Origin of the sequence: Solemya pervernicosa gill symbiont, from assembly GCF_002020875.1 — a bacterium.
In the GTDB taxonomy this organism is placed as follows: Bacteria; Pseudomonadota; Gammaproteobacteria.
In genome coordinates this window covers 1-23685 of the sequence record NZ_MPRL01000006.1, presented here as the reverse complement: position 1 = coordinate 23685, position 23685 = coordinate 1, and the positions used below count along the sequence as shown (strand labels likewise).

The 23685-nt window shown below is 55.3% G+C and carries 20 protein-coding genes and 1 tRNA gene; 20 read left to right on the top strand and 1 reads right to left on the bottom strand.

Annotated elements, in window-relative coordinates:
* The first annotated feature begins 7 nt into the window (after nt 1–7).
* The 20 genes from BOW52_RS02540 (at nt 8) to pnp (ending at nt 22598) form a co-directional block, all read left to right on the top strand.
* Nucleotides 8–712, top strand: a complete 705-nt coding sequence (locus tag BOW52_RS02540; protein ID WP_078482520.1) for an NADH-quinone oxidoreductase subunit C — start codon at nt 8–10, stop codon at nt 710–712.
* Nucleotides 713–718: 6 nt separating this feature from the next.
* Nucleotides 719–1972 carry an NADH-quinone oxidoreductase subunit D gene (locus BOW52_RS02535; protein ID WP_078482519.1) on the top strand — a complete coding sequence of 418 codons (1254 nt, stop codon included), beginning with the start codon at nt 719–721 and terminating at the stop codon, nt 1970–1972.
* Entirely contained in the window at nt 1972–2478 is a 507-nt protein-coding gene (nuoE, locus tag BOW52_RS02530; RefSeq protein ID WP_078482518.1) for an NADH-quinone oxidoreductase subunit NuoE, read from the top strand. The genes BOW52_RS02535 and nuoE overlap by 1 nt, the downstream gene beginning before the upstream one ends.
* 4 nt (nt 2479–2482) lie before the next feature.
* Entirely contained in the window at nt 2483–3757 is a 1275-nt protein-coding gene (nuoF, locus tag BOW52_RS02525) for an NADH-quinone oxidoreductase subunit NuoF (protein WP_078482517.1), read from the top strand.
* Between the two features lie 16 nt (nt 3758–3773).
* Nucleotides 3774–6143, top strand: coding sequence for an NADH-quinone oxidoreductase subunit NuoG (nuoG, locus tag BOW52_RS02520; protein WP_078482516.1), 2370 nt, complete (start codon nt 3774–3776; stop codon nt 6141–6143).
* A 43-nt stretch (nt 6144–6186) separates the two neighbouring features.
* Nucleotides 6187–7278 carry an NADH-quinone oxidoreductase subunit NuoH gene (nuoH, locus tag BOW52_RS02515; protein ID WP_078482550.1) on the top strand — a complete coding sequence of 364 codons (1092 nt, stop codon included), beginning with the start codon at nt 6187–6189 and terminating at the stop codon, nt 7276–7278.
* The gene (gene nuoI / locus BOW52_RS02510) at nt 7278–7763 is read left to right on the top strand and encodes an NADH-quinone oxidoreductase subunit NuoI (protein WP_078482515.1); all 486 of its coding nucleotides are present in this window, start codon (nt 7278–7280) and stop codon (nt 7761–7763) included. Before nuoH ends, nuoI begins: the two co-directional genes overlap by 1 nt.
* Before the next feature lie 11 nt (nt 7764–7774).
* Nucleotides 7775–8377: an NADH-quinone oxidoreductase subunit J gene (locus BOW52_RS02505; RefSeq protein WP_078482514.1), complete on the top strand. Its 603-nt coding sequence runs from the start codon at nt 7775–7777 to the stop codon at nt 8375–8377.
* 51 nt (nt 8378–8428) lie between these two features.
* Nucleotides 8429–8749: an NADH-quinone oxidoreductase subunit NuoK gene (nuoK, locus tag BOW52_RS02500; protein WP_078482513.1), complete on the top strand. Its 321-nt coding sequence runs from the start codon at nt 8429–8431 to the stop codon at nt 8747–8749.
* Nucleotides 8750–8753: 4 nt separating this feature from the next.
* On the top strand, nt 8754–10742 hold the full coding sequence (nuoL, locus tag BOW52_RS02495) for an NADH-quinone oxidoreductase subunit L (protein ID WP_078482512.1): 1989 nt from the start codon (nt 8754–8756) through the stop codon (nt 10740–10742).
* 19 nt (nt 10743–10761) lie between these two features.
* On the top strand, nt 10762–12276 hold the full coding sequence (locus BOW52_RS02490; RefSeq protein WP_078482511.1) for an NADH-quinone oxidoreductase subunit M: 1515 nt from the start codon (nt 10762–10764) through the stop codon (nt 12274–12276).
* Between the two features lie 14 nt (nt 12277–12290).
* Entirely contained in the window at nt 12291–13739 is a 1449-nt protein-coding gene (gene nuoN, locus BOW52_RS02485; RefSeq protein ID WP_078482510.1) for an NADH-quinone oxidoreductase subunit NuoN, read from the top strand.
* Nucleotides 13740–13821: 82 nt separating this feature from the next.
* Nucleotides 13822–13898: transfer RNA gene (locus BOW52_RS02480), tRNA-Met, on the top strand.
* 276 nt (nt 13899–14174) lie between these two features.
* Entirely contained in the window at nt 14175–14633 is a 459-nt protein-coding gene (gene rimP / locus BOW52_RS02475) for a ribosome maturation factor RimP (protein ID WP_078482509.1), read from the top strand.
* Between the two features lie 24 nt (nt 14634–14657).
* Nucleotides 14658–16160: a transcription termination factor NusA gene (nusA, locus tag BOW52_RS02470; protein WP_078482508.1), complete on the top strand. Its 1503-nt coding sequence runs from the start codon at nt 14658–14660 to the stop codon at nt 16158–16160.
* Nucleotides 16161–16177: 17 nt separating this feature from the next.
* Nucleotides 16178–18682: a translation initiation factor IF-2 gene (gene infB / locus BOW52_RS02465; protein ID WP_078482507.1), complete on the top strand. Its 2505-nt coding sequence runs from the start codon at nt 16178–16180 to the stop codon at nt 18680–18682.
* 63 nt (nt 18683–18745) lie between these two features.
* Nucleotides 18746–19138, top strand: coding sequence for a 30S ribosome-binding factor RbfA (gene rbfA / locus BOW52_RS02460; protein WP_078482506.1), 393 nt, complete (start codon nt 18746–18748; stop codon nt 19136–19138).
* A 42-nt stretch (nt 19139–19180) separates the two neighbouring features.
* Complete coding sequence (truB, locus tag BOW52_RS02455) at nt 19181–20095, top strand: tRNA pseudouridine(55) synthase TruB (protein WP_078482505.1); 915 nt, start codon at nt 19181–19183, stop codon at nt 20093–20095.
* Nucleotides 20096–20194: 99 nt separating this feature from the next.
* Entirely contained in the window at nt 20195–20464 is a 270-nt protein-coding gene (gene rpsO / locus BOW52_RS02450) for a 30S ribosomal protein S15 (protein ID WP_078482504.1), read from the top strand.
* A gap of 49 nt (nt 20465–20513) precedes the next feature.
* The gene (gene pnp, locus BOW52_RS02445) at nt 20514–22598 is read left to right on the top strand and encodes a polyribonucleotide nucleotidyltransferase (RefSeq protein ID WP_078482503.1); all 2085 of its coding nucleotides are present in this window, start codon (nt 20514–20516) and stop codon (nt 22596–22598) included.
* Nucleotides 22599–22672: 74 nt separating this feature from the next.
* On the opposite strand, the gene BOW52_RS02440 is transcribed toward pnp, so the two are convergent.
* Nucleotides 22673–23464, bottom strand: coding sequence for a response regulator (locus BOW52_RS02440; protein WP_078482502.1), 792 nt, complete (start codon nt 23462–23464; stop codon nt 22673–22675).
* Nucleotides 23465–23685 lie beyond the last annotated feature (221 nt).

Here is a 23685-nt window from a genome sequence, read left to right as displayed (position 1 = left end):
CGATTGAATGTCTGAATCCCTGGACAATCTGGTAGAGACGCTGCAGTCGTGTTTTGGCGACAAGCTGCTCGATTGCAAGATCGATGTTGGTGAGGTGACCATCGAGGTGGCCGCTGCCGACTGGCAGGAGAGCTGCCGCACCCTGCGCGACCATGCTGAACTTAAATTCGATATCGCTATCGATCTCTGTGGTGTTGACTACAGCACCTACGGCCAGGATGAGTGGCAGGGCGAGGCGGCCAGTGAGGCCGGCTTTAGTCGTGGCGTCGAGTCGCTTGGTCCCGATCAGGAGGTCGCGCAGCGTTACGCCGTAGTGCTCCATCTGCTCTCTATCTCAACCAATCGGCGTCTGCGTGTCAGGGCCTTTGCCGAGAGCAGCGACTTCCCGGTGATCGATTCGTTGGTTGATGTCTGGAACGGTCTTAGCTGGTTTGAGCGTGAGGCGTTTGATCTCTATGGCATTATCTTTGAAGGCCATCCCGATCTGCGACGTCTGCTTACCGATTACGGTTTTGTCGGACACCCGTTCCGCAAGGACTTCCCGTTGACCGGCAATGTCGAGATGCGTTACGACCCTGAGCAGCAGCGTGTGATCTACGAGCCGGTCTCGATCGAGCCACGAGTGCTGGTGCCACGTGTGATTCGTGACGACCACCGCTACGGTGTGGAAGAGGTTGTTGCGGAAGAAGCGCAGAGCGACGGGGACGAGTAGAGAGTTATGCCCGAAATTAATAACTTTACCCTCAACTTTGGTCCGCAGCACCCTGCAGCGCACGGTGTGTTGCGTCTGGTGCTGGAGATGAATGGTGAGGTGATCGAGCGTGCCGACCCGCATATCGGCCTGCTGCATCGCGGTACCGAGAAGCTTGCCGAGAGCAAGCCCTATAACCAGAGCATCGGTTATATGGATCGTCTCGACTACGTCTCAATGATGTGTAACGAACATGGCTACGTGCTGGCGTTGGAGAAGCTGCTCGGCATCGAGGTGCCAGAGCGAGCCCTCTACATTCGCACCATGTTTGATGAGATCACCCGAATTCTTAATCATCTGCTCTGGATCGGTGGTCACTCGCTCGATATCGGTGCGATGACGATGTTTCTCTACGCCTTCCGTGAGCGTGAGGATCTGATGGATGTCTATGAGACGGTATCGGGCGCACGTCTGCACGCGACCTACTATCGTCCTGGTGGTGTCTATCGTGACCTTCCCGATTCGATGCCGAAGTACTCTACCCAGGGCAAACGGACCGACGCCGATACCAAGCGTCTCAACGAGGCTCGTGAAGGCACGTTGCTCGACTTTATCGAGGATTTTGCCAATCGCTTCCCCGGCTGTGTCGATGAGTATGAGACGCTGCTAACTGACAACCGTATCTGGAAACAGCGCACCGTTGGTATTGGTGTGGTCTCGCCCGAGCGCGCGTTGCAGCTAGGCTTTACCGGCCCGATGTTGCGAGGTTCTGGTTTCGAGTGGGATCTGCGCAAGAAGCAGCCCTACGCAGCCTATGACCGGGTCGATTTTGATATTCCCGTCGGTGTCACCGGTGATACCTACGACCGTTATCTGGTCCGCGTCGAGGAGATGCGTCAGAGTAATCGCATTATTCGTCAGTGTGTGCGCTGGTTGCGTGAGAATCCGGGCCCGGTTATTGCCCAGGATAATAAGATCGCACCGCCAAGCCGTGAGGCGATGAAGGGTGATATGGAAGCACTGATTCACCACTTCAAGCTCTTTACTGAGGGTTTCACCCTGCCTGAAGGCGAAGGTTACGGCGCGGTCGAGCATCCCAAGGGTGAGTTTGGTGTCTACATCGTCTCCGATGGTGCCAACAAACCCTACCGTCTGAAGATTCGTGCGCCGGGCTTTGCCCACCTCTCAGCACTCGATGAGATGGTCAAGGGGCACATGCTCTCCGATGTCGTTTCGATCATCGGTACCCAGGATATCGTATTTGGTGAGGTTGACCGCTGATGAGCCAGCAAGCCCAACAACAGGCCAGTGATCTGCTGAGCGCCGAGTCGGTGGCCGATATCGACCGCTGGATCGCCAAGTATCCAGCCGAACAGCGTCAGGCTGCAGTGATGGCTGCGCTGCGAATCGTGCAGGATCAGAATGACGGTTCATTGACCACCGAACTGATGGATGCCGTCGCCGACTACCTTGGTATGCCGGCGATTGCCGTCTATGAGGTGGCGACCTTCTTCTCTATGTATGAGATGAAGCCGGTCGGCCAGCACAAAATCTGCGTCTGTAACAGCATCTCCTGCATGCTGAATGGTTCGGAAGCGCTGATCGAGAGTCTGAAGACGAAGTTTGGCATCGATCTCGGCGAAGTGACTGGCGATGGAAAATATTCGATCAAAGAGGTTGAGTGTCTTGGTGCCTGTGCCAACGCACCAGTTGTGCAGATCGGAACCGATTACCATGAAAATCTGACCGAGCAGAAGCTCGATCAGATCGTGGACGGACTGGAGTAGCGCTATGGCTAATGAAGTCTGTTTTCGAACGCTAGATCTCGACAAGTCGTGGACACTTGAGGCGTATCAGAGCGCTGGCGGTTACGAGGTCTATAAAAAGATTCTTGAAGAGAAAACCCCCGCTGAAGAGATTATCGAGGAGCTGAAGCAGTCGGCTCTGCGTGGTCGTGGCGGTGCGGGTTTCCCGACCGGTCTGAAGTGGAGCTTTATGCCCCGCTCAGCGCCAGGTCAGAAGTACATCATCTGTAACTCCGATGAGGGTGAGCCGGGTACCTGTAAGGATCGCGATATCCTGCGCTATAACCCCCATGCGGTTATTGAAGGTATGGCAATTGCCGGTTACGTGATCGGAGCCACCGTTGGTTACAACTATATTCGCGGTGAATTCTGGGAGCCCTATGAGCGCTTCGAGGCGGCTATCGAAGAGGCGCGTGCCGCCGGTCTGCTGGGCGAGAATATCCTCGGCTCCGGTGTCGATATGCAGGTCCACTCGCATCTTGGCGCTGGTGCCTACATCTGTGGTGAAGAGACCGCGCTGATCGAATCGATCGAGGGTAAGAAGGGGCAGCCACGTTTTAAGCCGCCGTTCCCGGCTAACTTCGGTCTGTTTGGCAAACCCACCACTATTAACAACACTGAATCACTCGCTTCGGTACCCGATATCCTGCGTAACGGCGGTAAGTGGTTCCTTGAGATCGGTAAACCGAATAATGGCGGCTCGAAGCTCTTCTCCGTCAGCGGACACGTCAACAACCCCGGCAACTTTGAGGTGCCGATGGGCACCCCGTTTGCCGAGTTGCTTGAGATGGCCGGTGGTGTTCGTAACGGTCACAAACTAAAGGCCGTTATCCCAGGCGGTTCATCGGTACCAGTAGTGCCGGGTGACATTATGATGGATGTCACCATGGACTACGACGACATCACCCGTGTCGGTTCGATGCTCGGCTCTGGTGCGGTGATCGTGATGGATGAGACCACCTGTATGGTGAGGGTGCTGGAGAATCTCTCCCACTTCTACCACCACGAATCGTGCGGTCAGTGTACCCCCTGTCGTGAGGGCACCGGTTGGTTATCGCGCGTGATTCACCGTATCGAGCAGGGGCAGGGGCGTAACGAGGATCTCGACATGCTGGTAGATGTGGCCGGTCGGATCAAGGGACACACCATCTGTGCGCTGGGCGATGCCGCAGCGATGCCGGTAGAGAGCTTTATTGAACACTACCGTGACGAATTCCAGTACCACATCGACCATAAGAAGTGCATGGTCGGTGGGGCTTGAGAGATAGCTGAGAGCGATGAGCGAAGAACAGGTCACAATCGAGGTTAACGGTCAGCCGTTGCAGGCCCGTAAGGGTGCGGTGCTGATCGAGGCTACCGATGCGGCGGGTATTACCGTACCGCGTTTCTGTTACCACAAGAAATTGTCGGTTTCGGCCAACTGCCGTATGTGTCTGGTCGAGGTGGAGAAGGCGCCCAAGCCGCTGCCCGCCTGCGCCACACCGGTAATGGAAGGGATGAAGGTCTTCACCCACTCACCCAAGGCACTCTCGGCGCAGAAGGGGACGATGGAGTTCCTGTTGATTAACCATCCACTCGACTGCCCGATCTGTGATCAGGGTGGTGAGTGTGAGCTGCAGGATGTTGCCGTTGGTTTTGGTGGTGATGTGGCGCGCTACAGCGAAGCAAAGCGTGTTGTTATTGAAAAAGACATCGGTCCACTGATCGCGACCGATATGACCCGCTGCATCCACTGTACCCGCTGTGTGCGCTTTGGCGCAGAGATTGCCGGTGTGCGCGAAATGGGTATGACGGGTCGTGGTGATTTCAGCGAGATCGGTACCTACATCGAGAAGAGTCTGACCTCTGAGCTCTCAGGCAATATCATCGACCTCTGTCCGGTTGGCGCCCTGACTGCCAAGCCATCACGCTATACGGCGCGCCCCTGGGAGCTGCGCCAGTTCACCACCGTTGCGCCGCACGATAGCGCCGGTTCCAACCTCCATATCCATACCCGCAACGGAAGTGTGATGCGCGCTGTTCCCTGTGATAACGAAGAGATCAATGAGACCTGGATCTCCGATCGTGATCGCTTCAGCTACCAGGGTGTGAACAGCGAAGAACGCCTCAAACAGCCGATGGTCAAAGAGCGCGGCGAGTGGCGCGAGTGCGATTGGGAAACCGCACTAGAGCGTGCCGCCAAGGGTCTGAAGGACGTTGTTGAGAGCGATGGAGGTGAGCAGTTTGCCACTCTGATCTCTCCAATGGCGACCCTTGAGGAGCTCTATCTGGCGGCTAGCCTTACTCGCGCTCTCGGTTCAAATAATATCGATCACCGTCTGCGTCAGGGCGATTTTAGTGATCAGAACTCCGCACCGGTCTACCCCTGGTTGGGTCAGTCGATCGCAGAGCTTGAGCAGCTCAATGCGGCGCTGCTGATCGGCAGCAACATCCGCAAGGAGCAGCCGATCTTCTCGCACCGACTGCGTAAGGCGACTCTGGCCGGTGCAGATGTGAGTACAGTCAATCCGGTCGACTTCGATTTCAATTTTGACCTCAGTGCCAAGGTTGTTGTCGAACCCGCTTCGATGGTTGCCGCACTGGCTGGTATTGCCAAGGCGCTGGAGGCGACTGGCTCGGCAGCAGTTAAAGAGCTGATCGCCTCAGCAAACGTCTCTGATGAGCAGCGTGCGATTGCCAAACAGCTTAAAGCGGCCGAGTCGGCGACAGTGCTGCTCGGTAATCTGGCGACCGCGCACCCCGAATTCTCAACCCTGCGTGCACTGGCTGCAGTAATTGCCGAGCAGAGCGGTGCCAAGCTTGGTTATCTTCCGGAGGCGGGTAACAGTGTTGGTGGCTGGCTCGCTGGAGCCGTACCGCATCGCACCGCAGGTGGTCAGGTGGTTGAGGCCACAGGTCTCGATGCCCGTGCTGTTATTGAGTCGCCCCGTAAGGGTTATCTGCTCTTTAATGTCGAGCCGGGTCGTGACTGCTGGAGTGGTGCCGATGCGCTGGCAGCGACCGACGCGGCAGAGTGTGTGGTTGCCGCAACGCCTTTTGCGAGTGATGAGCTGAAGGCGGTGGCCGATGTGCTGCTGCCGATTGCATCCTTCGCCGAGACCTCGGGTACCTACGTCAACGCGGAAGGGCGTTGGCAGAGTTTTGAAGGTGTCACCGCCCCGGCGGGCGAGGCACGTCCCGGCTGGAAGGTGCTGCGTGTGCTTGGCAACCTAATCGGCGTTGAAGGTTTTGAATTTATCTCCTCGAGCGAGGTGTGTGAACAGCTCGGTGGCGAGGTTAACGGCGTGACTGCAGACAACGCACTAACGCAGCCGGTCGCCGCCGATGCTGCCTTTGCTGGTAGTGGTCTTGTACGTGTCGGTGAGGTGCCCATCTACGCCATTGATAGTACGGTGCGTCGTTCGATCGCACTGCAGCAGACTGCCAGTGGAAGTGATCTGGCGGTACAGATCAATAGCGACGAGGCGTCGCGTCTGGGCCTGGATGGTTCTGAGCGGGTTAAGATTGTGCAAGGTGAGTACTCAGCAGAGATGGCCTTTGAGATTTGTGATCGTGTCGCCGATGGAGCCGCCTGGATTCCGGCGGGTGTCGATGGCAGTGAGAAACTGGGACCGCTGATGGGGCGGGTAGAGCTGGAGCGGCTATGACGCCTTTGAAGAACCAAACAAACAGGGCGGTGGCGTAATGGAGATGTTTCAGAGCATCTGGTCGGCGGTACCCGTAGACCTGCAGACCGTGATCGTGATTCTGGCGAAAATTGTCGCCATTGTGCTGCCACTGATGGCGCTTGTTGCCTACTACACCCTGGCAGAGCGTAAGGTCATCAGCTACATGCAGGTACGTATGGGCCCCAACCGTGTCGGTTTCTTCGGTTATCTGGGGGGCTGGGGTCAGCCGATCGCCGATGCACTAAAGCTGATGTTCAAAGAGATCATCCTGCCGACCAAGTCGAATCGCTTCCTCTTCCTGCTGGCACCGGTACTCTCGATTACCCCGGCACTGGCGGCGTGGGCGGTTATTCCATTTGATAACGGTATGCTGCTGGCTGATATTGATGCCGGTCTGCTCTATGTATTGGCACTTACCTCGGTGGGTGTCTATGGCGTCATCATTGCCGGCTGGGCCTCCAACTCCAAATATGCACTGCTCGGCACCATGCGCACAGCAGCGCAGATTGTCGCCTACGAGATCGCGATGGGTTTTGCTCTGGTCGGTGTGTTGATGCCAGCCGGTAGCCTTAATCTGAATGATATCGTGCTGGCACAGCAGGGCAGTATCTTCCACTGGTACTGGCTACCGCTGATGCCGCTGATGGTGATCTACTTTATCGCCGGTGTGGCTGAGACCAACCGAGCACCGTTTGACGTGGCTGAGGGTGAGTCTGAGATCGTGGCTGGTTTCCACGTTGAGTACTCCGGTATGGCCTTTGCGGTCTTCTTCCTCGCTGAGTATGCCAACATGATTCTGATCGCAGCACTAACCGCGGTCATGTTCCTCGGTGGCTGGCTCTCTCCGTTGCAGGGTATCCTGCCCGAGTCGGCCTTTTCGATTCCGGTCATCGGTCTGTTGCTGGGACACGGTATTCACTGGTTTGTCGCCAAGATGGCGATTTTTATGTTCATCTTCCTCTGGTTCCGCGCCACCTTCCCGCGCTATCGCTACGACCAGATCATGCGTCTCGGCTGGAAGGTGTTTATTCCGCTGACCATTATCTGGCTCTTCGTTGAGGGTGCTGCCATCGCCTTTAATATCGGACCCTGGTTCGATCTGGGGATTGCGTGATGAGAATGCTTAGCCATGTAAATCGACTCTTTCTCTGGGAGCTGCTGAAGGGGCTGGTGCTGACCGGGCGTTACTTCTTTGCTCGCAAGATCACGATTCGTTATCCCGAAGAGAAGACCCCGATGTCACCCCGTTTCCGTGGTCTGCACGCCCAGCGTCGCTACGCCAACGGCGAAGAGCGCTGCATCGCCTGCAAACTCTGCGAGGCGGTCTGTCCGGCGCTGGCAATCACCATCGAATCGGAGCAGCGTGAGGACGGTTCACGCCGTACCAGTCGCTACGACATCGATCTGTTTAAATGCATCTACTGCGGTTTCTGTGAAGAGGCGTGTCCGGTCGATGCAATTGTTGAGACCAATATCTTCGAATATCACTTCGAGGAGCGCGGTGAGCAGATTATGACCAAGGATAAGCTGCTCGCGGTTGGTGATAAACATGAAGATGAGATCGCGGCCTGCAAGGCGGCCGACGCACCCTACAGGTAACGGGAAAAGTTATGAGTTTCGAACAATTCTTGTTCTACACCTTCGCGGCCGTTCTGCTGATGGCGGCGATCCGTGTTGTCACCTCACGTAATCCGGTTCACGCGGCGCTCTATCTGGTGCTTGCCTTCTTCTCAAGCTCGGCACTGTGGATGATGCTGGAGGCGGAGTTTCTGGCGATCACGCTGGTGCTGGTCTATGTCGGCGCGGTGATGGTGCTATTTCTGTTTGTGGTGATGATGCTCGATATCAATGTGGCCGAGTCACGTACCCAGTTTGCTGCCTATCTACCGGTGGGTGCAGTTGTAGCGCTACTGGTGCTGGCAGAGATGAGCATGATGATTTACTACCGCTTTGGTAGTGATCGTGTGGCTCCACCGGTACGTCATGATGCTGAGTACAGCAACACCCACGCGCTGGGTGAACTGCTCTATACCCAATACGTCTACGCCTTCGAGATTGCGGCGGTCGTGCTGCTGGTGGCAATCGTTGCTGCAATTGCACTGACCATGCGTCGTCGGCCTGGTACCAAACATCAAAACATCACCGAGCAGGTAATGGTCAAGCGTGAAGATCGTGTTCGTCTGGTCAGCATGCAGGCCGAGAAGCGCCAGTAAGGCGCGATGTGGAACTCTACGGAATTTTAACGGGATAACGTCAACAAGATTATGATTGCTCTGTCTGACTACCTTCTTTTGGCCGCTGTGCTCTTCTCGATCAGCGTGGCCGGTATCTTCCTCAATCGCAAGAATGTGATTGTGCTGCTGATGGCGATCGAACTGATGCTGTTGGCGGTTAATATCAACTTTATCGCCTTCTCGCACTTCAATCCCGCAGGTGCTGAGAACACACTCGCCGGTCAGGTGTTTGTCTTCTTTATTCTTACCGTGGCAGCCGCCGAGGCCGCGATCGGTCTGGCCATTCTGGTGCTGCTGTTCCGCAACAGACAAAGTATCGATGTCGAAGATATCGATTCGCTGAAGGGGTAGTGGAATGAAAGCGCTCTATCTAGCTATCCCGCTGGCACCGCTGATCGGTGCCATCATTGCCGGTTTCTTCGCCAAACAGGTGGGGCGTGCCGGTGCCCACTGGGCCACCAGTGGTGGTGTGGCGGTCTCATTCCTGCTTTCGGTCATTGTCTTTAAAGATGTTGTTTTTGATGGCGCGCCGGTCTTCAACGAGTCTATCTATACCTGGATGGTGAGTGACGGTATTCGTTTTGAGGTCGGTTTCCTGATCGATCACCTCACCGCGATGATGATGACCGTAGTCACCTTCGTCTCATTGATGGTCCATATCTACACCATCGGCTATATGAGTCACGATGAGGAGAACTGGCCGAAGGGCAGCCTCGCCGGTACCAACAGCTATCAGCGTTTCTTCAGCTACATCTCGCTCTTCACCTTCTCGATGCTGATGCTGGTGATGGCGAACAATTTCATGCAGCTCTTTTTCGGTTGGGAGGCGGTTGGTCTGGTCTCCTATCTGCTGATCGGTTTCTGGTCGGTGCGTGAGACTGCGATCTATGCCAACCTGAAGGCGTTCCTGGTCAACCGCGTCGGTGACTTCGGCTTCCTGCTCGGTATCGGTATGGTGCTCGCCTTCTTCAATACGCTCGACTACGCCGAGGTGTTTGCAGCAGCCCCAGCTCTCTCCGATATGACGGTGAGTCTGATAGGGGAGAACAGCTGGTCGTTGATGACCGTAATCTGCATCCTGCTCTTCATCGGTGCGATGGGTAAATCGGCACAGGTTCCACTGCATGTTTGGCTGCCCGATTCGATGGAGGGTCCAACCCCGATCTCCGCACTGATCCACGCCGCCACCATGGTTACCGCCGGTATCTTCATGGTGGCGCGTATGTCACCGCTCTATGAGCTCTCAGAGACGGCACTGAGTGTGGTGCTGGTGATTGGTGCAATCACCGCGCTGTTTATGGGCTTCCTCGGTCTGGTACAGAATGACATCAAGCGTGTCGTGGCCTACTCAACCCTCTCGCAGCTCGGTTATATGACTGTAGCGCTCGGTGCCTCGGCCTATGCTGCGGGTGTTTTTCATCTGATGACTCACGCCTTCTTCAAGGCGCTGCTCTTCCTCGGTGCCGGTTCGGTTATTATCGCCATGCATCATGTTCAGGATATGCGCCAGATGGGTGGATTGCGTAAGTACATGCCAATTACCTGGATCACCTCTTTGATCGGTTCGCTGGCCTTGATCGGTACACCGGGCTTTGCCGGATTCTTCTCCAAGGATGCGATTATCGAAGCGGTACACGCCTCTGAGATTGCGGGCTCCGACTTTGCCTACTGGGCGGTTCTGATCGGAGTCTTTGTCACCGCGCTCTACAGCTTCCGTATGTACTTCCTGGTCTTTCATGGCAAGGAGCGTATGGATGAGCACACCCGTGCCCACCTGCATGAGACGCCCAAGGTGGTCACGGTACCGTTGATCCTGCTGGCGATACCCTCGGTGGTTGCCGGTGCGATCTTTATCGGGCCGATGCTGTTTGGTGACTTCTTCAAAGACTCGATCACGGTGGCCGCTGAGCACGACGTCTTGGCTCAGTTGGGCGCCAACTACCACGGCGTAATGGGCTTCATTGTTCACGGCCTCTCGGGTCCCGCCTTCTGGCTGGCATTGAGTGGTGTGGTAACCGCATGGTTCCTCTACATGAAACGCCCCGATATTCCAGCTGCGATCAAGGCACGCTTTGAGCCGCTCTACACCATTCTCGATAACAAGTACTACGCCGATCGTATCAACGAGGTGGTCTTCGCCGGTGGTTCGCGAGGAATCGGTAAGCTGTTCTGGAAACTGGGTGATGTAACCCTGATCGACGGTCTGATCGTGAACGGTTCTGCCAAATTGGTAGGCTGGGTCTCCGGCGTGGTTCGCCATGTACAGACCGGTTATCTACACCACTACGCATTTGTCATGGTCATCGGCTTCCTCGGCCTGCTGACCTGGATTGTGATTCGCTAAAGAATAAGGATAGGCCTGAATGTTTGCTGATTTACCGCTGCTTAGCCTGCTGATCTGGGCCCCCATCGTGGGTGGTCTGTTGGTGTTGGCTGTGGGAGATAACGATCCGTGGGGAGCGCGCCCGATCGCGCTGATCACCTCGCTGGTGACCTTCTTGCTCAGCATTCCGCTATACACCGGATTCGACAGCTCGACCCATCTGATGCAGTTCAGTGAGATGTCGTCGTGGATTCCGGCCTTCAACGTCCACTACCACCTGGGTGTTGATGGCATCTCGATGCCGCTGATTCTGCTCACTACCTTTATCACTATTCTGGTAGTGATCGCCTCCTGGGAGGTGATTGAGTACAAGCGTGCCCAGTACTTGGCTGCTTTCCTGATTATGGAAGGTTTGATGATCGGCGTCTTCGCGGCACTCGACGCGGTGCTCTTCTACGTCTTCTGGGAGGCGATGCTGGTACCGATGTTCCTGATTATCGGTGTCTGGGGTGGGCCGCGTCGTGTCTACGCCACCATCAAGTTCTTCCTCTATACCTTCTTCGGTTCGGTCTTCATGCTGGTCGCTTTGATCTACATGTACTACCTGTCGGGCAGCTTCGAGATCCTCGATTTCCATACCCTGCGTCTCGGCCTAACCGAGCAGATCCTGATCTTTATCGCCTTCCTGCTCGCCTTTGCAGTGAAGGTGCCAATGTGGCCGGTCCACACCTGGCTTCCGGATGCACACGTTGAGGCGCCCACTGGCGGTTCGGTGATCCTGGCGGCGATCATGCTTAAGATCGGTGGTTACGGCTTTCTGCGCTTCTCATTGCCGATTACTCCCGATGCGAGTAGTGAACTCGACTGGTTGATTATCCTGATGTCTCTGGTGGCAGTGGCCTACATCGGCTTCGTCGCACTGGTTCAGGAGGATATGAAGAAGCTGATCGCATACTCCTCAATCGCACACATGGGTTTTGTCACGCTCGGATTCTTTATCGTCTTCGCCATTGTGCAGAAGAGTGGCAGCCTGCAGGGTGCGGCACTCGGTATGGAAGGCGGCATGGTGCAGATGATCTCGCATGGATTCATCTCCGGGGCGCTGTTCCTCTGTGTCGGTGTAATGTACGACCGTTTGCACAGTCGGCAGATTAAGGACTACGGTGGTGTGGTCCATACCATGCCGATATTTGCTGCCTTTATGGTCTTTTTCGCTATGGCCAACTCCGGTCTGCCGGGTACATCGGGTTTTGTCGGTGAGTTCATGGTTATCCTCGCCAGCATCAAGGCTAACTTCTGGTACGCAGTGATCGCGGCGACCACTCTGATTCTCGGTGCCGCCTACTCACTGTGGATGATAAAACGAGTGGTCTTTGGTGAGGTGGTGAGTGACGGTGTTGCTGAGCTGACCGATATCAATCGACGCGAGTTCGTAATGTTGACCCTGCTGGCGATACCGGTACTGGTGCTTGGTCTGTGGCCTGCACCGGTCACCGAGGTGATGCACGCCACCATCGACAATCTGCTGCAGCACATCACCATTAGCAAATTCTGACGGGATCGAGAGTAATGAATATCCAATCCGCATTGACGCTGGCAGACTATCAGGCCGTAATGCCCGAGATGTTTCTACTCGGCATGACCTGTCTGATCCTGATCGTCGATCTATTTCTTAGCGATAAGCAGCGCGATATCACCTATCTGCTCAGCCAGGCCACACTGGTTGGCAGTGCGATCCTGGTCTATCTGATGCACGGCAAGGGCGCACCGCTGGCGATGTACGGCAGTGTGGTCAGTGATGCGATGAGCGATGTACTGAAGGTGACGGTGGCGCTGGTCAGTGCCGGCGTCTTCCTCTATTCGCGTGACTATCTGCGCCAGCGTAATCTGCTCAAGGGTGAGTTCTTTGTGCTTGGGCTGTTTGGTGTGCTCGGTATGATGATCATGATCTCTTCTGCCAGCATGCTGACGCTCTACCTTGGCCTGGAGCTACTATCGCTGTCGCTCTACGCCATGGTCGCCCTCGATCGTGACTCGAAGCAGGCCTCTGAGGCGGCGATGAAGTACTTTGTGCTGGGTGCGCTGGCATCCGGCATGTTGCTCTACGGTATCTCAATGCTCTACGGTGCCTCAGGTTCGCTGCAGATCAATGAGGTTGCGGCCTACGCAACGTGGCAGTCGTCCGAGGATATGATTCTGGTCTTCGGTCTGGTCTTTGTGGTTGTGGGTCTAGCCTTCAAGCTCGGTGCGGTGCCATTCCATATGTGGCTGCCCGATGTCTATCAGGGCGCACCAACAGCAATTACCCTCTATATCAGTACTGCGCCCAAGGTGGCAGCCTTCGCCATGTTTATTCGTCTTCTGGCTGAGGCCTCGGGTGGGCTGCAGGCGGAGTGGGGCGATATGCTCACTGTTCTAGCCGTGCTCTCACTGGCCGTGGGTAATGTGGTTGCCATTGCCCAGAGCAACATCAAACGCATGCTCGCCTACTCGGCAATCTCCCATGCAGGCTTTGTCCTGCTAGGTGTGCTGGCCGGTACCGCAGCCGGTTACTCGGCATCGATGTTCTACGCGATCACCTATGCACTAATGGCGTTGGGTGGTTTCGGTATGATCATTCTGCTGAGTCGTAAGGGCTTTGAGGCGGAGAACCTGGAAGACTTTAAGGGGCTGAATGATCGTAGTCCCTGGTTGGCGCTAATGGCGATGATCCTGATGTTCTCTATGGCGGGCGTACCCCCAACCGTCGGTTTCTACGCCAAGCTGGCCGTGCTTGATGCGATTGTGCGCCAGGATATGGTCTGGCTGGCCGGTGTTGCCGTCTTCTTCTCTATTATCGGTGCCTTCTACTATATCCGCATCGTTAAGTTGATCTACTTCGATAAGCCCACAGATGAGCAGGCGATTACCACTCCTGCTGATACTCAGGTGGCGATGACGATCAACGGCCTTGCTGTGCTGGGACTGGGCATCTTCCCAGGTGCGCTGATGGCAATCTGTGTCGCAGCCTTTGTTTAGTCGAATCGTATAGTTTTTTTAGATTAACCCGATAAGCCTCTTGCATTGATACCTGAGCCTATGTAAACTCTCGCTTCGCTGTTGCGGGGTGGAGCAGTCTGGCAGCTCGTCGGGCTCATAACCCGAAGGTCGTAGGTTCAAATCCTACCCCCGCTACCACATTAAATTTACATGCGGATGCCAGACCGCTGTGATAGCACCTTGGTAGCATAAGCTGGGCCGACGAGTAGGATGTGTGATTAAAATCTTCACGCAACCTGTCCTAGCTACCAAGATGCAATAGCCCCGATTTCGGGGCTTTTTTATACCCGTGATTCAGGCGGGGTGATGAGAAGGGTGAGATTGTTCATCCTGTAGATGACAAGCTGTAATGTGTTGTCTCTATTTAAGTTTTTTATGGTGGGCCTTGGGCCCATTTTTTATTTCTGGAACAGAATGAACCAAGATCCGTGGAATTTGCAGGCGTTACTCGATCCGGTGGTGGAAGCCATGGGCTATGAGCTGCTGGGTATTGAGTTTCAGGGGCGTGGAGTACACGGAGTGCTGCGCCTATATATAGATAAAGAGGGCGGTATCAACCTCGATGACTGCTCAGCGGTGAGTCATCAGGTCAGCGGTGTACTCGATGTAGAGGATCCGGTTCCAGGTAAGTATTCACTCGAGGTCTCATCGCCAGGTCTGGATCGCCCTCTATTTAGAGAGCAGCACTTTGAGAAATACCTCGGCCATCAGGCGAAGATCCGCATGGCGGCGCCGATGGGTGGCCAGAAAAACTTCAAGGGGCATCTCAAAGAGCTCTGTGAGGGTGGGGTTGTTCTAAAACTTGAGAGTGGAACGGAAGTGAGTCTGTTGTTCACGGATATTGATCAGGCACGTTTAGTGCCGAAACTGTAATCGCTGTAGAGGCGGGAGTTTGGTATGAGCAAAGAGATACTGCTGGTTGTTGATGTTGTATCAAACGAGAAGGGTGTCGAGAAGGACATCATTTTCGGTGCTGTTGAGGTGGCCCTGGCGACTGCGGCAAAGAAGCGTCACGGTGGCAACATCGATGTGCACGTTGTTATTGATCGTGAAACGGGTGACTACGAGACCTTCCGTCGCTGGCAGGTGATGGACGATGAGTCCGAAGAGTTTGAGTCTCCCGATCATCAGGTGCTCTACACACGTGCCCAGGATCTACAGCCCGGTATCGAGATTGGTGCCTACATCGAAGAGCCGATGGAGTCAGTGCCCTTTGGGCGTATCGGTGCCCAGACTGCCAAGCAGGTCATCGTACAGAAGGTTCGTGAGGCTGAGCGTGCACAGGTGGTTGAGGCCTATCAGGATCGCATCGGCGAGCTGATCAATGGTGTCGTCAAGCGTGTTGAGCGCGGCAACGTCTATCTCGATCTGGGTGGCAACGTTGAAGCCTTCATCCCGCGTGAGCAGACCATTCCACGTGAGGTAATTCGCCCCGGTGATCGTCTGCGCGGTTACTTCTACGAGATCAGTAGCGAGTTGCGTGGTCCGCAGCTCTTTATCTCCCGCACCATGCCTGAGTTTCTTGTTGAGCTGTTTAAGCTTGAGGTGCCGGAGGTTGGGCAGGGCACGATAGAGATCAATAGTGCCGCCCGTGACCCAGGCCAGCGCGCCAAGATTGCGGTTAAGTCCTACGACCAGCGTATCGATCCGGTTGGAGCCTGTGTCGGCATGCGCGGTTCACGTGTGCAGGCTGTCTCCAATGAACTATCTGGTGAGCGTGTCGACATCATCCTCTGGAACGACAATGCAGCGCAATTTGTGATCAACGCGATGGCGCCAGCCGATGTTGTATCGATCGTCGTTGATGAAGATTCGCACAGCATGGATGTGGCAGTAGCTGAGGAGCAGCTCTCACAGGCGATTGGCCGTGCGGGTCAGAATGTTCGTCTCGCCAGTGAGTTGACGGGTTGGAATCTTAATGTGATGTCTGAGCAGCAGGCCGAAGAGAAGAGCGAGTCTGAGGTGGTTGCACTGGTCCAGCAGTTTATGGAGCAGCTCGATGTTGATGAAGATGTTGCAGCTATCCTCGCTCAGGAGGGTTTCTCCACCATTGAGGAGATCGCCTACGTTCCCGACAGTGAGTTGATGGAGATTGAAGAGTTTGATGAGGATATCGTCAAGGAGTTGCGTAACCGCGCCCGTGATGTGCTGCTCACCCTCGCGATCTCTAGTGAAGAGCAGCTCGATACTGCCGAACCGGCACAGGATCTGCTCGAGATGGATGGTATGGATCAGCACCTCGCCTTCGTACTGGCAAGCCACGGCATTATTAGCATGGAAGACCTTGCTGAGCAGTCTGTCGACGAGCTTGCAGAGATCGAAGATATCGACGAAGAGCGAGCCGCGCAATTGATTATGACAGCACGTGAACCCTGGTTTGCGGACGAGCAGAAGGGCTGAGGCCCGGGGGAGTAACGATGTCGAGTGTATCTGTTAAACAGTTTGCACAAGTCGTAGGCACACCTGTTGAACGTCTTCTTGAACAGCTCAAGGAGGCAGGGATCGCAATTACCGATCCTGATGCGACGATCAGTGATGAGGAGAAATCCCAACTGCTGGTCTATCTGCGCGGCAAACACGGTTCAGTCTCCGCAAAGGGTAAAGAGGGTGGTCCCAGCAAGATCACACTCAAACGCCGCTCAACCAGCGCGCTGAAACAGGGTAGCAAGGGCTCAACGGTTACCGTCGAGGTTCGCAAGAAACGTACCTACGTCAAACGTGCTGAAGTGGCTGCCGACGATGAAGATCGTGCTGTGGACGATGTCGCTGAGACCGATAAGGCCCGCGAGCAAGAAGAGGCTCGCGTGCAGGCTGAAGAGGCTGCACGTCTGGCGGCCGAGGAAGCGCGTCGTGTTGAAGAGGAGGCAGCGAAGAAGGCCGTAGAAGCGGCTGTACGCGCCAAGGCTGAAGAAGAAGCACGAGTCACGGCTGAAAAAGAGCAGGAGAAGAGCAAGGCTGCTGCGCCGGTTGAAGAGAAGAAGGCCAAGGATGATAAGCGTCCACGTCGTGAACGTGCTGCACCCTCCAAAGACGCCTCAACTCGTTATGGTCGAAAAGAGATTCACGTTGCTGCTGGTAAGCAGGGGCGTCGCAAGAAGAAACGCGGTGAGCGTCAGGTCACCATCGAGTCTTCCGACAAGCATGGGTTCGCTAAGCCAACCGCGCCGGTAGTGCGTGAGATAGCGATCCCCGAGATGCTCACTGTTGCCGAACTGGCACAGAAGATGTCGATTAAGGCCGCTGAAGTGATCAAGGTAATGATGAAGATGGGCAGTATGGTGACCATCAATCAGCCTCTCGATCAGGAGACCGCCACGATTGTTGTCGAGGAGATGGGTCATACGCCGGTCATGATTAACGCCGATGCGCTTGAAGATAATCTGGTCGAGCTGGCGCAGAACGAGGGTGAGCTGGTGCAGCGTCCGCCGGTAGTGACCATTATGGGTCACGTTGACCATGGTAAGACCTCGCTGCTCGACTATATCCGCCGTACTAAGGTGACGGCTGGAGAGGCGGGCGGTATTACCCAGCATATTGGTGCCTACCATGTAGAGACCGACAAGGGTGTTATCTCCTTCCTCGATACTCCAGGACACGCTGCCTTTACCGCAATGCGTGCCCGTGGTGCCAAGGTTACCGATATCGTCATCCTGGTAGTTGGTGCCGACGATGGTGTGATGCCGCAGACCATTGAGGCTATTCAGCACTCAAAGGCAGCCGGTGTGCCGATGATTATCGCTGTCAACAAGATCGATAAACCTGAGGCTGATCCGGACAAGGTCAAGAACGAGCTTTCCCAGCACGATGTTATTCCCGAGGATTGGGGTGGTGACACCATGTTCGCCCACGTTTCAGCCAAGACCGGTGAAGGTGTCGATGCACTGCTCGATGCCATCTCATTGCAGGCCGAAGTACTGGAGCTGAAGGCAGTTGCTGAAGGCCCAGCTCGTGGCATTGTGGTTGAGTCGAGTCTTGATAAGGGGCGCGGTCCGGTGGCTACGCTGCTGGTGCAAGAGGGTGTGCTCAAACGTGGCGATATTATCCTCTCCGGTCATGAGTTCGGTCGTGTACGTGCCATGTTCGATGAGAATGGTGATCAAATCGAAGAGGCGGGACCTTCGATGCCTGTCGTGGTTCTGGGCCTCTCCGGTGCACCGAATGCGGGTGACGATGTGCAGGTGTTGCCTGATGAGCGTAAGGCACGTGAGGTGGCTGAGTTCCGTCACGGCAAGACGCGTGATATGCGTCTGGCACGCCAGCAGGCGGCCAAGCTGGAGAATATGTTTACCCAGATGGAGGAGGGCACGGTCGATAGCCTCAATCTGGTACTCAAAGCCGATGTACAGGGTAGTGTCGAGGCACTGCGTGAGTCACTGCTCAAGCTCTCCACCGATGAGGTGAAGGTCTCGATCGTCGCCAGCGGTGTCGGTGGTATTACCGAATCGGATGCCAATCTGGCGGTTGCCTCCAGTGCGGTCATCGTCGGATTTAATGTCCGCGCCGATGCCACTGCACGCCAAATCATTGGTGATGCCGGTCTCGATCTGCACTACTACAGCGTCATTTACGATGTGATTGATGAGGTTAAGGGTGCACTGAGCGGTATGCTTTCACCTGAGGTGAGAGAGGAGATTATCGGTCTGGCTGAGGTTAAGGATGTGTTCCGCTCTTCCAGTCTGGGTGCAATCGCCGGTTGTCTGGTGGTTGATGGCACCGTCCGTCGCAGCAATCCTATCCGTGTACTGCGTGATAACGTGGTTATCTACGAAGGTGAGCTTGAGTCACTGCGTCGTTTCAAGGATGAGGCGAATGAGGTCAAAGCGGGTACCGAGTGTGGTATCGGCGTCAAGAACTACAACGACGTCAAGGCGGGTGACCAGATCGAGTGCTACGAGCGGACCGAAGTTGCACGTACCCTGTAGTCTGTCGTACATGACAAGCAGCTGTTATCGCAGCTGCCTGTCCACTCACTGAGTAGCGTTACTATGCCCAAGGAGTTTTCCAGAACTCGTCGCGTTGGCGAACAGATCCAGCGTGAGCTGGCCGAGCTGATTCGCAATGAGGTCAAGGATCCGCGTGTCGGAATGGTCACCATTCAGGCGGTACGAGTGACGCGCGATCTGGGTCATGCCAAGGTCTACTTCACCGTACTCGGTGATCAGCAGTCCGCTACCGATACGCAAAAAGCACTCGATCGTGCCGCAGGTTTTCTGCGTCATGCGCTCGGCCAGGAAATGGCGATGCGCAGCGTGCCACAGCTCCACTTTATCTATGACGAGTCGGTAGAGCGCGGTATGCACCTCTCCAAGCTGATTGAGGATGCCTGTGCATCGGATCGGCAGGATGGTGACGACGAAGATGAGTCGGGCCAGTCGTAGCTGCTAACAGTCAAGCTTCAATTAATTCTTTCAGAGGTCAAGATGGGTCGTCGACGTAATTTCGGCAGAAGAGTAGATGGTGTGCTGCTGCTGGATAAGCCGCTGGGTATTACCTCCAATGATGCGCTGCAGCGTGTAAAGCGTCTGTTCAAAGCACGCAAAGCGGGCCATACCGGTAGTCTCGATCCACTGGCCAGCGGCATGCTACCGCTCTGCATGGGAGAGGCGACAAAATTTTCCGCTTTCCTGCTCGATGCCGACAAGTTCTATCGTGTCGAGTGTAAATTGGGTGAGAAGAGCTCAACCGGCGATAGCGAGGGGGAGATTATTGATTCGCGCCCCGTGCCTGAGCTCGATGAGCCGCAGATCGAGGCGGTGCTGAGCCAGTTCCGCGGCGAGATTATGCAGTTGCCGCCGATGTTTTCGGCCCTCAAACACCAGGGGAAACGCCTCTATGAGCTTGCGCGTGAGGGAATCGAGGTGGAGCGTGAGCCGCGCCCAGTCACCATTCATGAGCTGACCTTTCTCTCGATTGAGGGTGATCGACTACGTCTCGATGTGCGCTGCTCGAAGGGGACCTATGTGCGCACTCTGGCTGAGGATATCGGAGAGGTGCTCGGCTGTGGTGCCCACGTCAGTGAGCTGAGACGACTTGAAGTGGGGCCTTACAAAGATGTTTCGATGGTGACGCTGGAGCAGATTGAAGCAGCCGCCGAGCAGGGTAACCATGTGCTCGATGAACTGCTGCTGCCGATTGAGAGTGCCATCGCCGACTGGCCGGACCTGATGCTCAACGATGATGCTGCCTACTACATCAAGCAGGGGCAGCCGGTGATGATGCCGAAGGCGCCTCGCGACGGTTGTGTACGGCTCTACAACAGTAAAAATACCTTCCTCGGTGTCGGGGAGATGATGGATGATGGCCGAGTCGCCCCCAAAAGGCTGATTCAGGCATAGAAATGCACCGCCCTGCTTGTTTGGGGTGGTATGTAACGTGTAGAATACGCGAACTTTTTTCAAATATTTTGTTTTGATCGATTCAGGAGTTTTAGATAGATGACCATTAATGCTGAACAGAAGAGCGAGATCGTTAAGGAGTATCAGCTCTCCCCAACGGATACCGGCTCGCCAGAAGTGCAGGTTGCACTGATTTCGGCCCGCATCGACTACCTGACCGAGCACTTCAGCACTCATAAGCACGACCACCACTCACGTCAGGGTCTGCTGCGTCTGGTTAACCAGCGCCGCAAACTGCTCGACTATGTGAAGGGTAAGGATCAGTCGCGTTATCAGAGTCTGATCGGTCGCCTCGGTCTGCGTCGCTAAGCGTCGACAATAATCACAATAATCATCAAACCTTAAATAGGGAGCGATTGTGGCCTCAATCAAAAAAGTCTTTCAGTACGGTAAGCACAGCGTAACTCTGGAAACCGGCGAGATTGCACGTCAGGCAAGTGGCGCGGTTATGGTTAGCATGGGCGATACCGTCGTGCTAGCAACCGCCGTTGGCATGCGCAAGGCGATTGAGGGACGCGACTTCTTCCCGCTTACCGTCGACTATCAGGAGAAGACCTACGCTGCGGGTAAGATCCCAGGTGGCTTCTTCCGTCGTGAAGGACGCCCGAGCGAGAACGAGACGCTCACTGCACGACTGATTGACCGTCCATTGCGCCCGCTCTTCCCTAAGGGCTTCACTAACGAAGTTCAGGTGATTTTGACCGTTATCTCTCTCGACCCTGAGATCAATCCCGATATTCCAGCGCTGATCGGTTCGTCTGCCGCGCTGGCTATCTCGGGCATGCCTTTCAATGGTCCTGTTGGTGCAGCCCGCGTTGGTTATATCAACAGTGAGTACGTACTTAACCCTGATATGAGCGAGCTGGCTGAGTCGCAGCTCGATCTGATCGTTGCCGGTACCGAGAGTGCTGTGCTGATGGTTGAGTCTGAGGCGAAGGAGCTTCCTGAGGACGTCATGCTTGGTTCGGTCATCTACGGCCACGAGCAGTCTCAGAGCGTGATCGCAGCGATCAAGGAGATGGCCGCTGAGGTAAATGCCCCCGCATGGGAGTGGCAGGCACCTGAGGTCGATAGCACTCTGGCTGATGCCGTTGCTGCCGAGGGTGAAGCGGCTCTGACCGAGGCCTACCAGATCAGTGAGAAGATGGATCGTTACGATCGTCTGACCCAGATCCGCGGCGAGATCACCGAGAAGCTGAGCGCTGGTGACGATGCAAACTTCAGCAGTGATGAGGTTGGCGGTGCGGTTGGTAAGCTCGAGAAGCGCATTGTTCGAAGCCGTGTTATTGCAGGTGAGCCGCGTATCGATGGTCGTGATACCAAGACCGTTCGTCCGATCACCATCCGTACCGGTGTACTGCCGCGTACCCACGGTTCTGCACTCTTCACCCGTGGTGAGACCCAGGCACTGGTTGTGACCACCCTTGGTACCCAGCGCGATGCACAGATCATCGATGCACTCGAAGGTGAGCGTAAGGAGCACTTCCTGCTACACTACAACTTCCCTCCCTACTCAGTCGGTGAGACCGGTCGCGTTGGTAGCCCCAAGCGTCGTGAGATTGGTCACGGTCGTCTGGCCAAGCGTGGTGTAGCGGCAGCGATGCCTTCGGTTGAGGACTTTCCCTACACCGTACGTGTTGTCTCAGAGATCACCGAGTCGAACGGCTCCAGCTCCATGGCAAGTGTCTGTGGTAGCTCACTGGCGATGATGGATGCGGGTGTACCGCTCAAGGCGCCGGTTGCAGGTGTTGCGATGGGTCTGATCAAAGAGGAGAACGGTTTTGCAGTTCTGACCGATATCCTTGGCGACGAAGATCACCTCGGCGATATGGATTTTAAGGTGGCCGGAACCAATGACGGTGTTACCGCGCTGCAGATGGATATCAAGATTGAGGGTATCACCCAGGAGATCATGGAGCAGGCGCTGGCACAGGCGAAGGATGGTCGTCTCCATATCCTCGGCGAGATGAACAAGGCGATCAGTTCAGCTCGCGAAGAGATGTCTGACTTTGCACCACGCTACCTCACCTTCAAGATCAACCCTGACAAGATTCGTGACGTTATCGGTAAGGGTGGTGCAACCATCCGCGCCCTGACCGAAGAGACCGGTGCCTCTATCGATCTCAGTGATGATGGCACCGTTAAGGTTGCCTCGAGTGACAACAACGCCGCCAAAGAGGCGCGTCGCCGCATCGAGCAGCTCACCGCTGATGTTGAAGTCGGTGTGGTCTACGAGGGTAAGGTCGCCAAGCTGATGGATTTTGGTGCCTTTGTCACCATCCTTCCTGGTAAGGATGGACTGGTACACATCTCACAGATCTCCAATGAGCGTGTCGAGAAGGTTAGCGACAAACTCACCGAGGGTGATGTGATCAAGGTTAAGGTCCTCGAGGTCGACAAGCAGGGCCGTATCCGTCTCAGCATGAAGGCAGTTGAAGCCTAGTAATAACGGGCTATCTCAGCAGCATAAAAAAGGGGCCGCTTAGCGGCCCCTTTTTTGTTGTGTGATCGGTTAGATCAGATCAACGCATTCTTCAGATAGCTTCTGATCGTTTCTGGATCGAAGGGTTTGTCGCAGATGGCCGAGACGCCTGCCTGCTCAACAGCAGCGAGACGACTGTTGTCCTGTTCGCTGGTGATCATCAGGATCGGTACCCCGGGTTGACTGCTACTGTTACGAATATGGTCGATCAGCTCCTTGCCATCCATCTCAGGCATATTGTAGTCGGTCACAATCGCATCGAAGAACTGCTCATTGATCATTCCCATCGCCTCATTACCATTCTCTGCTTCGACGATGACATCCACTCCCAGTCCCTCGAGCATGCGACGAATATGTCGACGTGAGGTGAGGCTGTCGTCAACCAGTAGAATGGTCAGCTGCTGATCATCAAGATCGAGTGGCTCGGGCTCGAGCACGTCGAGAGTGGTATAGAGCGCGGTCTTCAGCTGCTCGGGTACATAGGGCTTGGGTAGGATGGCGATGGCACCGGCCTGTCGAATCGGCTCCAGTACGCGGATATTGGTCTCGCTGGAGATCAGGATGTAGCCGATCTCATGCAGGTCGTCACTGGTGTGAATCGCCTCGACCAGATCGGTGCCGGTCATATCGGGCAGGTACATAGCGCTAATAGCGAGATCGGGGCGAGAGCCACGCATCATCTGCAGTGCACTACTACCATTCTGAGCGGTCTGTATCCGTTCGAGTGGAATCCCGAAATCGTTAAGGTGGCCGCGAATAATTCTCTCCTGCGTACCAGAGGGTTCGACGAGGAGTACAGAGAGCTGATCTATGGTGATGGTCGGCATCTTATCGGAAATTCCTGACTGTATATTTGTCTGTTTCTACTTCAGTGTGGATGTTAACTATCACCGTACTTTAGCACAGTAGATCGTTGCTTTCGGCCCAATGCCTCAAGGTGAGAGTGTGAACACCTTCGCTGACCGCCATGGATAGCGAAGCGAAGGCGGTTAGTCCGCGATAGTCGACGCCGTCTGCATATTCGTAGTTGAGAGCGCGAGCGAACGAC

What these genes read in the sequence shown, in the direction of transcription:
- nuoK (WP_078482513.1), top strand. Translation starts at nt 8,429, where the DNA reads ATGATTGCTCTGTCTGACTACCTTCTTTTGGCCGCTGTGCTCTTCTCG.
- truB (WP_078482505.1), top strand. Translation starts at nt 19,181, where the DNA reads ATGGGTCGTCGACGTAATTTCGGCAGAAGAGTAGATGGTGTGCTGCTG.
- nuoH (WP_078482550.1), top strand. Translation starts at nt 6,187, where the DNA reads ATGTTTCAGAGCATCTGGTCGGCGGTACCCGTAGACCTGCAGACCGTG.
- rbfA (WP_078482506.1), top strand. Translation starts at nt 18,746, where the DNA reads ATGCCCAAGGAGTTTTCCAGAACTCGTCGCGTTGGCGAACAGATCCAG.
- infB (WP_078482507.1), top strand. Translation starts at nt 16,178, where the DNA reads ATGTCGAGTGTATCTGTTAAACAGTTTGCACAAGTCGTAGGCACACCT.
- rpsO (WP_078482504.1), top strand. Translation starts at nt 20,195, where the DNA reads ATGACCATTAATGCTGAACAGAAGAGCGAGATCGTTAAGGAGTATCAG.
- BOW52_RS02490 (WP_078482511.1), top strand. Translation starts at nt 10,762, where the DNA reads ATGTTTGCTGATTTACCGCTGCTTAGCCTGCTGATCTGGGCCCCCATC.
- nuoE (WP_078482518.1), top strand. Translation starts at nt 1,972, where the DNA reads ATGAGCCAGCAAGCCCAACAACAGGCCAGTGATCTGCTGAGCGCCGAG.
- rimP (WP_078482509.1), top strand. Translation starts at nt 14,175, where the DNA reads ATGAACCAAGATCCGTGGAATTTGCAGGCGTTACTCGATCCGGTGGTG.
- BOW52_RS02440 (WP_078482502.1), bottom strand. Translation starts at nt 23,464, where the DNA reads ATGCCGACCATCACCATAGATCAGCTCTCTGTACTCCTCGTCGAACCC.
- nusA (WP_078482508.1), top strand. Translation starts at nt 14,658, where the DNA reads ATGAGCAAAGAGATACTGCTGGTTGTTGATGTTGTATCAAACGAGAAG.
- nuoL (WP_078482512.1), top strand. Translation starts at nt 8,754, where the DNA reads ATGAAAGCGCTCTATCTAGCTATCCCGCTGGCACCGCTGATCGGTGCC.
- BOW52_RS02505 (WP_078482514.1), top strand. Translation starts at nt 7,775, where the DNA reads ATGAGTTTCGAACAATTCTTGTTCTACACCTTCGCGGCCGTTCTGCTG.
- nuoG (WP_078482516.1), top strand. Translation starts at nt 3,774, where the DNA reads ATGAGCGAAGAACAGGTCACAATCGAGGTTAACGGTCAGCCGTTGCAG.
- nuoN (WP_078482510.1), top strand. Translation starts at nt 12,291, where the DNA reads ATGAATATCCAATCCGCATTGACGCTGGCAGACTATCAGGCCGTAATG.
- BOW52_RS02535 (WP_078482519.1), top strand. Translation starts at nt 719, where the DNA reads ATGCCCGAAATTAATAACTTTACCCTCAACTTTGGTCCGCAGCACCCT.
- BOW52_RS02540 (WP_078482520.1), top strand. Translation starts at nt 8, where the DNA reads ATGTCTGAATCCCTGGACAATCTGGTAGAGACGCTGCAGTCGTGTTTT.
- nuoI (WP_078482515.1), top strand. Translation starts at nt 7,278, where the DNA reads ATGAGAATGCTTAGCCATGTAAATCGACTCTTTCTCTGGGAGCTGCTG.
- nuoF (WP_078482517.1), top strand. Translation starts at nt 2,483, where the DNA reads ATGGCTAATGAAGTCTGTTTTCGAACGCTAGATCTCGACAAGTCGTGG.